The organism is Aggregatibacter sp. HK296, from assembly GCF_980469475.1.
The window spans coordinates 459,374-471,425 of record NZ_OZ413142.1 but is presented as its reverse complement, the minus strand read 5'-3'; the positions used below and the strand labels follow the sequence as shown (position 1 = coordinate 471,425).

Here is a 12,052-nt window from a genome sequence, read left to right as displayed (position 1 = left end):
GCAGTTAAATAGAATCTTTTATTTAACTGCTTGACTTGATATAGCAAAGTCCGTATTATTCACCTCGCTCAAAACACGGAGGAATGGTCGAGTGGTTGAAGGCACCGGTCTTGAAAACCGGCGAGGGTTTACGCCCTCCTAGGGTTCGAATCCCTATTCCTCCGCCATATTCAGAAAAGGCGCTAAGTGAAAACTTAGCGCCTTTTTACATGTCTTTTACTTAGCATTTATCTCGCGTTAGATTTACTTCTTAAATTGGCAAAACTCAACCTTCGCTTTGCCAATAATAAGAACTCATCGAGATGAATTTATCACCCTTCTTTCTTAATTAATTCTTTGACCAAATCCGTCACAAATTCTAACCGCACTTTGTAATCCGTTAAATCTTTGGTAAAGCGAAATTTATGTGGGCCATCAAAGCGATAAACCGCCGGATTGCTTTGGATTAGCTGTAAAAAGATCATCGGGTCTAAATCAGCATTTGGGGCAAATTCGATGAATCCACCCTGCGCATTGGCATCTAAACGAATGACATTGAGCGGTTTTAAATCCAGTCGTAATTGCGCAATTTGCAACAGATTCCGCGTGGCTTGTGGCAAGGTTCCGAAACGGTCGATAAGCTCCACTTTTAACTCATCCAACGCGTCGGTATTTTCCGCGCCGGCAATACGTTTATAGAAAGACAAGCGCATATTCACATCGCCCAAATAATCTTCCGGCAATAGCGATGGCATCCGTAAATCAATTTCTGTTTGTTGTTGTGTCAGCTCGTCCAATGACGGCTCGCGGCCTTCTTTTAAGGCTTTCACCGCACGTTCCAATAATTCCATGTAAAGAGAAAAACCGATACTTTCAATTTGTCCGCTTTGCTCGTTGCCCAGCAATTCCCCTGCGCCACGAATTTCCAAATCGTGGGTGGCTAAAATAAAGCCGGCACCGAGGTTGTCTAGGCTTTCCAAGGCTTCCAAGCGTTTTTGCGCATCCTTCGTCATCAGTTTTGGTGGCGGTGTGAGCAAATAAGCATAGGCTTGATGGTGAGAACGCCCAACCCGTCCGCGCAACTGATGCAACTGTGCCAGACCGAAATTGTCGGCACGCTCGATAATAATGGTATTGGCCGTCGGCACATCGATACCGGTTTCAATAATCGTAGAACACACCAACACGTTATAACGTTGATGATAAAAATCCGACATCACGCGTTCCAATTCACGTTCGCGCATTTGCCCGTGTCCCACAATCACGCGTGCTTCCGGCACAAGTGCGGTCAGTTTTTCTGCCGTATTTTCGATGCTCGCCACATCGTTATGCAAATAATACACCTGCCCGCCACGCAAAATTTCACGCAAAATGGCTTCACGAATCACTAACTCATCCGTTTGACGCACAAACGTTTTAATGGTTAAACGGCGTGCCGGTGGTGTAGAAATAATGGAAAGATCGCGAATACCATTCATCGCCATGTTTAAGGTACGTGGAATTGGCGTTGCCGTCAGAGTAAGAATATCTATGTTCGCGCGCAGCTGTTTCATTTTTTCTTTTTGGCGCACGCCAAAACGGTGTTCTTCGTCAATAATCAACAAACCCAGATCATGGAATTGCACGTCACCTTGAATAATTTTATGGGTGCCAATCAGAATATCCACTTTACCTTCGGCTAAATCCTGAATCACCTGTTTCTGCTCTTTCGCCGTTTTAAAGCGAGATAACATTTCCACGTTTATAGGCAAGTTAGCGAAACGGTCTTTGAAATTATCGAAATGTTGTTGCGCCAATAATGTAGTCGGCACCAACACGGCAACCTGTTTGTGGTTCATCACCGCTAAAAAGGCGGCACGCATCGCCACTTCCGTTTTACCAAAGCCCACATCGCCACACACAAGGCGATCCATGGCTTTCGGTTGAGTCATGTCGGAAATCACTGCATTAATTGCCATGAGTTGGTCATGGGTTTCTTCAAATGGGAACGTAGCAGTGAATTGTTGGAATTCCTCACGATCATATTGGAACGCAAAGCCTTTCTGCGCTTCACGTTGCGCATACACATCCAATAACTCTGCTGCCACATCACGAATTTTCTCCGCCGCTTTACTGCGCGCTTTGCCCCAGGCTTCGGAGCCTAACTTGTGCAACGGCGCGGTTTCATCGGCACCGCCCACATAACGGCTGATTAAATGTAACGATGCCACCGGCACATACAATTTCGAGTCGTTAGCATAATTGAGCAACAAATATTCCGCTTTGATACCGCCATTTTCTAAACTCACTAAGCCGCCGTAGCGCCCCACACCATGATCCAAATGCACGACCGGCTGACCGATTTGCAATTCAGCAAGGTTACGAATCAAGGTATCAGGGTTCACCGTGCGGGATTTATCCCGCTGCCGTTGCTGCACACGTTCGCCAAGCAATTCCGATTCACAAATAATGGCAAGGGGCACATCCTGCTCAATAATAAAACCATGCTCCAACGGGCTCACCATTAAAGCCAGTTTTTCTTTCGTCGCTTGTGCCAAGCTATGAATCTGTTTTGGTTTCAGTTTTAGCGGAGAAAGCAGGCTTAACAAGGTTTCACGGCGACCTTCCGTTTCTACTATAAATAAAATATTGCCTTTAAAATGCTCAATAAATTGGCGTAACTGATGTAACGGTTCTTTTTGTTGCGATTGAATGGTCAGTGGCGGTAAGGGCGTAATGGGCAAATTTTTCTGCCGTGCGGACGACCGCACTTTTTCCGTTTTTAACGCAATGGCAGGGTAATTTTTTAACTGACGATTTACCTCGTCAATGCGCAACCAAAGTTTATCGGGCGACAATAACGGACGCATCGGATCCACGCGGCGGCTGTCAAAACGTTGTTCCGCATCCACATAAAAACGTTCACCTTGCGTTTGATTTTGCTCGCCGGTAATAAACAGCGTATTCGCCGGGAAATAATCAAATAAGGTTGCCATTTCTTCAAAGAACAAGGGCTGCCAATATTCAATCCCTGCCGCCAACGTGCCTTTGCTGATTTGTTGATAAATATGTTCCGGATCCCGTCGAATTTCACCAAACGCCGTGCGGAATTGGCTACGGAAAAATTCAATGCCTTGGTTATCGGTTGGAAATTCGTGCGCCGGCAATAAATTGATTTGATCGATTTCCTGCAACGTGCGTTGTGTATCCACATCAAAAGTGCGAATGGAATCAATTTCATCATCAAAGAAATCTAAGCGAAAAGGCACCGCACTTCCCATTGGGAAAAGATCCAACAAGGCGCCGCGCACAGCATATTCTCCATGTTCCAACACTTGCTCCACCGCACGATAACCCGATTTTTCCAATTGCAAACGAAGTGTTTCAATAACAAAACGGTCGCCTTTGTTAATCAGTAGCACCCGATGTTGTAAATAAGAGGGCGGGCAAACGCGTTGCATTAAGGTGGCAATCGGCAAAATGAAAATGCCTTGCTTGCATTGCTGTAAGTGAAATAAGGCACTCAAGCGGGCAGAAATAATATCTTGATGAGGCGAAAAACTGTCGTAAGGCAAGGTTTCCCAATCGGGGAAAAAGGTGACATTAAGTAGGCTCAGTTGCGCTAATTCTTTTTCTAAACGCACCGCACTTCGGGTATCGTTCGTCACCACGACGGTTAGCCCATTAAACTGCGCCGCAATTTCACTCACGGCAAGACTATCCGCGCCGGGCAAAATATTGGCTAAAATTTTATGATCTTGTGCTTGGGTTGGAATTTCGATGTGAAAAAATGGAGTTTGCATAAAACGACAATGTATTAAAAAAAATTGTCGCTAGTTTAGCTCAAACAGGGGGGATTTCCAATAAAAGTCTGTATAAAAAAACAGTGTCATGCTTAGGGGAATTCATCCCCTAGGCATACTAATCTTAGCTAGCGCTTTCCTCTTTCTGTTCTTTTTTGTCTTTCGGTTCGGCATCTTCGTCAAACTTCACCACCGGCACACAGCCACGGCAAGTGCCTTGTTCAATACCCGCTTCTTTACAGAAATCAGAATAGGCTTCCCACGCGCGTTTCACCCAACTTTTTTTGCCTTCTTCGCTCATTTTTGTCTCCTTGGTTTTGCGTTTTTCTTTTAAATTGTTAAGAGATTGTTATCATAAAAGGACGGCATTTTTTTGCAACCATTTCTTCACTTCCAAGCGACAATTTTCTAGCCACGTTTTTTTATTCGGTCTTTTTTCCGGCTGTTTGCAATAATCCGCTAACAACGGGAAAGGCGATTCACTTGCCAATTTGATTAAACGCCGAATCGACGGCAAGGCAGAAGATAACGGCAGGTAAAAATCGGCAAAATCGGTTAACGATTGCCAATCCATGCTATCCAGCGTCCAATCTATTTCTGTTCGAGCAAACTGTGTCGCGAGCGGATGGAAAGAAAAGGGCAAATTACGTTGAAACTGTTTTTCCGCCCGTTGCACGAATACTTGCCCTTCCTCACTCAAGGGGCACAACGCCACCACCGAATAACAACTACTACTGGCTTCTTTGCTTTCACTAAAATGCACCAAAACAAAACCGCACTTTTGCCAGAATACCAGTAGTTCCGGCGTGTAACCGAAACTGACGGAAAGAAAATCCACCAAATTCTGTTGTTTTATCTGTTGTTTCATCTGCGCAATTAAACGTTGTCCAAGCCCCTGTTGTTGCCAGTTGGGTTGCACGGCGATACGGGAAATCCGCAAAGAGCGCAATGCACACGCATCTTCCAACCCGGCTTGAAAACACAGCATTTGCGCCACTAAATTGCCACGTGGGCGACGTTCGCCACGTCGAATTTGGCAAATTAACGTGTTGTCTGCCATCCCACCTTCCGGCGCCGCCCATACGCAACCAAGCAAGGCATCCTGCGCGTGAGCAAGATAAAATTGCTGCTGTGGCGCATCCAATAAACGGCGTAAATCCAAAGGCGAGGTTCGATAATGCGCCAAGGTCAGCAAGCCGTAAATAGATTCAATTTGATCATGAGGAATCCGTTCACAATGAGAAATTTCAATCTGCTCCGCAAGCGCCTCATTATAGAGCGGTTGTGGCAGACGATCTTCGCAATCGCACAGCAACAGGTCGTCAATAAACGCTTCCAGTTTGTCATCCGCCTGCCAACGTAACGGCGTAAACAGTTCAAAATGACGCAAAGTGCGGTCGGTTTTCGCCATGAATTTTAATAAGAAGCCTCTGCCCGTGCCTTCATAGCTGTGAATGGTGGTCGTCAACACAACCCGTTTAAAAGCATTGGTTAAACGAAATAAGATGTCTAGCGGAATCATCGCCGCTTCGTCCACAAACAACCAATGATCGGCAAATTGCTGTGGCGTTTCGCTGAGGTTTTGGCTGAGTTCATCAGGCGACATAAAGGTGATTTCCGCCCCGGCAAATGCATTGAAAATATTGACCGCACTTTTATTCGGCGCAGTGAGAATCACTGGTTGGTTTTGTGCCACTTGCTGTTTGGTAAAGAGTCCCGCCAACGCCGATTTTCCGCGTCCACGTTTTGCCGTGATGATCAAAATCGCTTCCTCAGCTTCCGCCATTTGTTGCAATAAACGGGCCTGTTCTAAGGTTGGCTGACAATGGGTTGAACGGTCTTTTTGAAGCATCGGCAAGGCAAGCGTTAAGGGCGTATTTTGATAAACAGGAAAACCATATTTTCCGATTTTTTCCTGTAAAAAGGCGATAAAGTGCGGTGTGTTTATAGCGTGTTTTTCGCCGGACCAACGCAGGCTGTCACTGTCGGGCTGGTTGGCTAAATCCGCCCAATGATTCAACAACAATAATAGCAGGCCGCCGTCCTGCAACGTGCCCGCCGCAATAGCAAGGGCATCCAAATGAATGCCTTGGCGTGCGTCGTAAATGATGGCAGGAAATTCACTACCGAGCAGATTTTTCGTTTTGCTAAAAGGAAAATAGGATTGGGTGGCAAAGTGCGGCGAAACATCGCCAATCCAGACCGCACTTTTAAGTGAAAGGTTGTGGTTTAATTGGTGGGCAAGAAAGTCATCCTCGCCCACTAAAATGAGGAGTGCTCGGCTCATTTCTCGCTCAAATACGGATCCGCAAAGCCCAGCCCTGTCATGATTTGGGTTTCCAGGCTTTCCATTTCTTCCGCTTCATCATCTTCAATGTGATCATAACCAAGCAAATGCAAGCTGCCATGTACTACCATGTGCGCCCAATGCGCCATGAGAGGTTTTTCTTGTTCCTGCGCTTCACGCTCCACCACTTGGCGGCAAATCACCAAATCGCCGAGTAACGGCAGTTCCACTTCATCAGGGCATTCAAAAGGGAAAGACAACACATTGGTCGGGCGATCTTTGCCGCGATAATTCAAATTTAATTCATGGCTTTCCGCTTCATCCACAATCCGCACCGTCATTTCCACTTCGTCACTCTGCGGTTGTACTGCGGCTGTCGCCCATTGTTCGATTTGTTCTGCGGTTGGCAAGCCGCTTTCTTGTTCGCAAGCAATTTGTAAATCAATGATCATCTTACCCATGTTGCTCTCCTAAATTCGTTGTCATTTCTGACCGCACTTTTTCTTCTCTCTCAGTTTATTCTTCGCGCTCGGCTTTTTCTTCACGTTCTGCTTTACGTTGCTCCGCCAATTCGCGACGACGAATTTCTTCCTGCGCATCCCAAGCGTCATACGCTTGCACCACTTTCGCCACCACCGGATGGCGCACAATGTCTTTGCTGTCAAAGTAATTAAAACTTAATTCTTCCACGCCGGACAACACTTCAATGACATGACGCAAACCGGATTTTTGTGAACGAGGCAAGTCTATTTGCGTAATGTCGCCGGTAATCACTGCTTTCGAATTAAAGCCAATACGGGTCAAAAACATTTTCATTTGTTCGACGGTGGTGTTTTGACTTTCATCCAAAATAATAAAACTGTCGTTTAAAGTGCGCCCGCGCATATACGCCAACGGCGCAATTTCAATGACATTGCGCTCCATGAGTTTTTGCACGCGCTCAAAACCTAACATTTCAAACAATGCATCATAGAGCGGTCGCAAATACGGCTCGATTTTTTGCCCTAAATCGCCCGGCAGAAAACCCAGTTTTTCACCGGCTTCCACCGCAGGGCGGGTCAACAAGATACGACGAATTTCCTGCCGTTCTAAGGCTTCTACCGCGGCGGCGACCGCTAAAAAGGTTTTCCCCGTCCCCGCAGGCCCAATACCGAAACTGATGTCATAACGCAAAATATTGTGCAAATACTGAATTTGATTTGGCCCGCGCGGTTTAATTAAGCCCCGTTTGGTTTTAATCGTTGTGCTGTACACCTTGCTTTCAGAACGGGTTGGTTCGGCATCTTGTTCTAAAATACGGCTTTCCACCAACGCGATGTGCACATCTTCCAAATCTAACTCTTTGATCTGCCCACGCACCGGCGCGGTTTGCGCATATAAATCGCGAATTAAATCCACCGCACTTTGCACGATATGCTGAACATGTGCCGATGGATTTTCCCCTTGCGGTTGCAATGTAAAAGTAAAACCTCGGCGGGCAATGGCAAGATTGAAATATTTTTCGATTAAAGCAAGGTGTTCGTCTCCCGCACCACACAACGAACGCAAACGCTCGTTATCTTGCGGTTCCAAGGTAAAGATTTGAGTAACTTGTTCGGTCAAAATTCAGCCTCAATAAATGCACAAAAAGTGAGGAACAATATAGCATAAATTACATTGAAACGTGTGTCTTTTGCCATGATCGCAAGTATCGAATGTGGCAAAAAACGGTTGTAAAACCAACCGCACTTCAAGCAAACAAAAAGGCGAACCTTTAAGTTCGCCTTTTGCGCTATGGGAACGTTATTTCAGCTCTGGGAAGAGCATGTTCAACACGTTTTGTGTTACTCGGCGGGATTTCCCTGCATACGGGAAGATGTGCATCATCATCATTGGATTAAAGTTGGCTTCAATGACGCCCCAAGATTGCAAATTTGGTTCAGCCGCTTTGGTTAAATCGGGAATGATTAAATCCACACCACATACGGCGGCACCCATGGCTTTGGTAATACCGACCGCCAAAGCTTTGTAGCTTGGATGCATTTGGTCGGTCATATCAATGGAATCGCCACCGGTACTGATGTTGGAATTGGCACGTAACTGCACCAGCTGATCTTTCGCCGGCACGCTGTCCACGGTTAAGCCTTGTTCTTTTAACTGTAACTGTTCGATATCACCTAACGCAATTTTCTTCAATGGCGTACGACTGCCATCGCCACGCAACGGATGTTCGTTTTTCTGTGCCACTAATTCCGCCACCGTATGCACGCCATCGCCAATCACATTTGCCGGCACGCGCAATAACACGGCAAGGGTTTCATCACCTAACACGAAGAAACGATATTCGGTGCCGGTGAGATAATCTTCTACCATCACTTCTTTGTCTTCACGGAAAGCAATTTCAATGGCTTTGGCAAAATCCTCACGATCGTGCACGCCCTGTTGGAAAATACTGATGCCCAAACCGTAATTAGTGGATTTCGGTTTAATCACAACGGCACGCCCAGCAAATAAAGCATAATTAGCTACCGCTTGTTCTACGCTGGTAAATTCCACACTTTGCGGCACGTTAAAGCCGGCTTTCGCCAACACTTTTTTGGTCACCACTTTATTTTCCATGATGAGTGGCGAAATGTAGCTGTCATGGGAAGTCATGTTGCCGTTTTTGACATATTCCAAATGGTCGCCGAATTGCAGACTTAAGAACTGATCGCGCTCGTCTAAAATCTCCATTTTCAGACCTTTTTGGATAGCATCAAACATCAGGGCTTGGGTGGAAAGCTCCATGTTGTCGAAAGCTGACAACGCATAAAAACGTTCAAAGGCTTGTTTTTTGTAACGAACCGCCAGTTCCGCGCCCAGTTTTTGATAACCGCCATGTGCTTCGATGGCATTGACTAAGCGTGCACCAAGCGTTTGGCTTGGATCAGCGAATTGCGCCAGTTTCTCTTTGACGATCTCGGTCATCTCTGCGTCAGCATGAATTTCCGCCAACATCGCCAGTAATTGCTGTAAAACACGCTCCCCTTCTGCTTGGAAAGCCGTTGCCGACAGCGGATTTTCCCACGCCACTTGCGCTAATTTTTCTTTGCCTAATTCCACCGCACTTGCTAAGGATTCTTCATCTAGCCACACCATTAATAAAATAAAATAATGCACGAATTTGGCGTCATTTAAGGCGATACCATAAGCCTCAAAGGGGTTTAGGTCGAACAGGCGGAATTCCAAATATTGAATGCCGTTTTGTAGCAATTCACGCGCCTGTTTCGCACCACGCAAGCGCACGTTGGAATAAAATTCTTTTTCGGCAATAAGCTGTCCGCTGTTGACCGCCTGCTCCAAGGTTGTCACATAATCGTTCAGGCTGTCATAAGATACTTTCACACTCGGGTCATTCACATAACCATATTGGCCAGAACGTAAACTACGGACATACTGCCCCGCTTTTAATGGCGTGCCGTGGCGAAAATAATTGGCGTCAACCGTTGGCGTGGCCGCTAATAAATAGACGAGAATCCATTGATAACGCAAAAAATTACGGGCAATTTTCAAATATAAATCGTTCTGAAAATCCACCGCACTTTGGTAGTCATTTTGTCGCGCAAACAGCTGTTGAATGAACGCTGGCTCAAGCTGGAAGTTGTAGTGAATACCACTCACCATTTGCTTGCTTTTACCGTAAGATTTCACTAAATGCTCGCGGTACGCCACATCCACCGGATTGTCCAGTTGTGCCACTTTAATTTGATCCTCCGGTGGCAAGCCGGCCGGCATACTCAACGGAAAGACATATTCGTCTTCCGGCAAAGAGCGTAACACCACTTCGTGAATGGCGGATAACCAACGTAATGTATCTTCAATTTTTTTATTGGGCGGGGTGATTAACTCAAGCTGACTTTCCGCAAAATCCGTTTGGATATAAGGATGATAAGAACGATTACCGAAGCATTTTGGATGCTCCGTCACCACAACCGCCCCGTCCGCATGCACGCGTTGGCTTTCTTTTTCAAGACCAAATGACCCTTGCTGGAACAACAGCTCCAAGTGATTTTCTTTTATAACCTGCTGAATATTCATAAAATTTCCTTTATTTGCGTAAGGCTCAATTCGCTCAAGCCTTACTGCCTCAATACCTTTTCAAAAATTGCCACATTATTAAAATTAATCCCCTTAAATGCAAATAAAAAAATCGCATCCCCCATAAGGAATGGTTATAACTTAATGTATTGAAACGAAAATACTTCATTTTAGGAAATAAAGGGTCTAAAATTTCCGCCCTTAGAAAAGCACATGAAAAACACCTGAGGCACATAAAATGAGTCAATTCAAAAAAAACAATCTCATCAATAATGATATCACTTTTGCGTTGTCATTATTGATTTTTTCCTTTCTTTCCCACATTGCTTTGGGCATTTTGGATAATTATCGGACTAATCTGGTGAGCATTTTTGCATTAGGTTTGCTGCTTTTCACCTTACGGAAACACAGCAAGATCTTATTTTTAATTGGCTTTCTTTTTATTTTCGCCCTCTCTCTCGGCTATCTTCCTTCCGGCTTATTATATGGTCCGGTGTCGATTGGGGTAATTGCCTCGGTTTATGAAACCAATTTCAGTGAAACTATCGGTTTTTTTAAAGCGATTCCGCTCTCTATTTATATTTTTACCTTTTTCTATCTTCTTTTATTTATCGTTATCTTATTGATTCAACGACATAAAACCTCAAATAAATCTCAGAAGAAAATCTATGCTACCGTTTACCTTGCTCTTCTCGCCTTTTCACTTTATAAGCCCATTGCAAAAGAAGTAAAAAATACGGATCCCGAGAAAGAATTCAAGCTCTCCGAATTTTTTAAAGCCTCAAAATTTTATCCGGTGAGTTTTCTTTCCAACGCCATCAAAGTGAATAACACCTATTTAACGCAACGGGCATTATTAAATGATGCCTTGACCAAAACACCGGAGTGGCAAATCCTTTCCGTGGAGCCAAAATATCAAAACTATGTCTTAGTGATCGGCGAAAGTATGCGACGGGATTACACCTCTTTATACGGCTACCCACAAAAAACCACGCCGTTTTTAGAACAAGTGAACGGCTTAATTTTCAATTTATATGTGGCTGCTGGCCCAAATACGCAACCGTCTTTACAGCGCACGCTGTATCGTTCCATTAATAACAATGAAGAAACGGTTTACACCGATAACATTATTTCACTCGCCAAACTTGCCCATTACAAAACTTATTGGCTGTCTAACCAAGGCAAAGTGGGCGAATGGGACACCATGGCATCACGTATCGGCATTCAAGCAGATGAATCGTTCTTTACCAAAAAAGGCGGGTATGATTCGGACAATATCTCGGACACGGCATTATTGGAGCCATTAAAACAACTTTTGGCGAAAGATAAAGATCAAACCAAATTAATCGTTTTACATTTAATTGGTTCGCACGCGACCTTTTGCGCCCATTTAAATGGCGAAGAACCGAAATTCCATTTAATTAGCCGAGAAATGTCTTGTTATTTAGATACGTTAAAACAAACGGACAGTTTATTGTCTGAAGTGAATCAAATTCTAAAAGACCAAGGACAAAGCTATTCCGTCATTTATTTCTCAGATCATGGCTTGGCGCATTTAGGCGCAGGAAAAAATCTGTCTATGCTAAATAACAAAGAATACAAACAAAGTTACGAAGTGCCGTTTATTCGTTTTTCCAGTGACGATACCAAAAGAACCCTCGTTAAAAACCCGCAAAGCGCTTTTAATTTTATTCACGGCTTTGCCCAATGGTTAGGCATTAAAGAAAGTCATTTAAGCCAAGAAGATTTTTTCAACCCGAAACCGCAGCCGATCAAAGTCTTTAACTGGCGAGCCTTGGTAGACTATCAGTCGTTAAAAGAGGATCCGGCAAAACAAGAACCGTAATAACAGGCTCCAACACCTAAAAGTGCGGTCATTTTTTCAAACGAATGACCGCATTTTTATTTTTGCCGGAATAGTCATTCAGCAAACCCAATTTTTCAGGTA

Annotated in this window: 7 protein-coding genes and 1 tRNA gene; 2 read left to right on the top strand and 6 right to left on the bottom strand. The window is 44.7% G+C overall.

Annotated features, from left to right (window positions below):
• The first annotated feature begins 77 nt into the window (after nt 1-77).
• A tRNA-Ser gene (locus AC30SH_RS02350) sits at nt 78-167 on the top strand.
• Between the two features lie 144 nt (nt 168-311).
• Here AC30SH_RS02350 and mfd read toward each other — a convergent pair.
• From mfd to gshAB, 6 genes are all read right to left on the bottom strand, one after another.
• The gene (gene mfd, locus AC30SH_RS02345) at nt 312-3,761 is read right to left on the bottom strand and encodes a transcription-repair coupling factor (RefSeq protein ID WP_489582066.1); all 3,450 of its coding nucleotides are present in this window, start codon (nt 3,759-3,761) and stop codon (nt 312-314) included.
• Nucleotides 3,762-3,885: 124 nt separating this feature from the next.
• Nucleotides 3,886-4,062: a DUF5363 domain-containing protein gene (locus tag AC30SH_RS02340; protein WP_489582065.1), complete on the bottom strand. Its 177-nt coding sequence runs from the start codon at nt 4,060-4,062 to the stop codon at nt 3,886-3,888.
• A 51-nt stretch (nt 4,063-4,113) separates the two neighbouring features.
• Nucleotides 4,114-6,048: a tRNA(Met) cytidine acetyltransferase TmcA gene (locus tag AC30SH_RS02335; RefSeq protein ID WP_489582064.1), complete on the bottom strand. Its 1,935-nt coding sequence runs from the start codon at nt 6,046-6,048 to the stop codon at nt 4,114-4,116.
• Nucleotides 6,045-6,509: an rRNA maturation RNase YbeY gene (gene ybeY / locus AC30SH_RS02330; protein WP_048749456.1), complete on the bottom strand. Its 465-nt coding sequence runs from the start codon at nt 6,507-6,509 to the stop codon at nt 6,045-6,047. Before ybeY ends, AC30SH_RS02335 begins: the two co-directional genes overlap by 4 nt.
• 55 nt (nt 6,510-6,564) lie before the next feature.
• The gene (locus AC30SH_RS02325; protein ID WP_048749453.1) at nt 6,565-7,650 is read right to left on the bottom strand and encodes a PhoH family protein; all 1,086 of its coding nucleotides are present in this window, start codon (nt 7,648-7,650) and stop codon (nt 6,565-6,567) included.
• Between the two features lie 180 nt (nt 7,651-7,830).
• A complete protein-coding gene (gshAB, locus tag AC30SH_RS02320; RefSeq protein ID WP_489582063.1) occupies nt 7,831-10,104 on the bottom strand; it encodes a bifunctional glutamate--cysteine ligase GshA/glutathione synthetase GshB in 2,274 nt (757 codons plus the stop codon).
• Between the two features lie 238 nt (nt 10,105-10,342).
• On the opposite strand from gshAB, the gene AC30SH_RS02315 reads away from it, so the two are divergent.
• The gene (locus AC30SH_RS02315) at nt 10,343-11,950 is read left to right on the top strand and encodes a phosphoethanolamine transferase (RefSeq protein WP_212509885.1); all 1,608 of its coding nucleotides are present in this window, start codon (nt 10,343-10,345) and stop codon (nt 11,948-11,950) included.
• Nucleotides 11,951-12,052 lie beyond the last annotated feature (102 nt).

What these genes read in the sequence shown, in the direction of transcription:
- mfd (WP_489582066.1), bottom strand. Translation starts at nt 3,761, where the DNA reads ATGCAAACTCCATTTTTTCACATCGAAATTCCAACCCAAGCACAAGAT.
- AC30SH_RS02340 (WP_489582065.1), bottom strand. Translation starts at nt 4,062, where the DNA reads ATGAGCGAAGAAGGCAAAAAAAGTTGGGTGAAACGCGCGTGGGAAGCC.
- AC30SH_RS02335 (WP_489582064.1), bottom strand. Translation starts at nt 6,048, where the DNA reads ATGAGCCGAGCACTCCTCATTTTAGTGGGCGAGGATGACTTTCTTGCC.
- ybeY (WP_048749456.1), bottom strand. Translation starts at nt 6,509, where the DNA reads ATGGGTAAGATGATCATTGATTTACAAATTGCTTGCGAACAAGAAAGC.
- gshAB (WP_489582063.1), bottom strand. Translation starts at nt 10,104, where the DNA reads ATGAATATTCAGCAGGTTATAAAAGAAAATCACTTGGAGCTGTTGTTC.
- AC30SH_RS02315 (WP_212509885.1), top strand. Translation starts at nt 10,343, where the DNA reads ATGAGTCAATTCAAAAAAAACAATCTCATCAATAATGATATCACTTTT.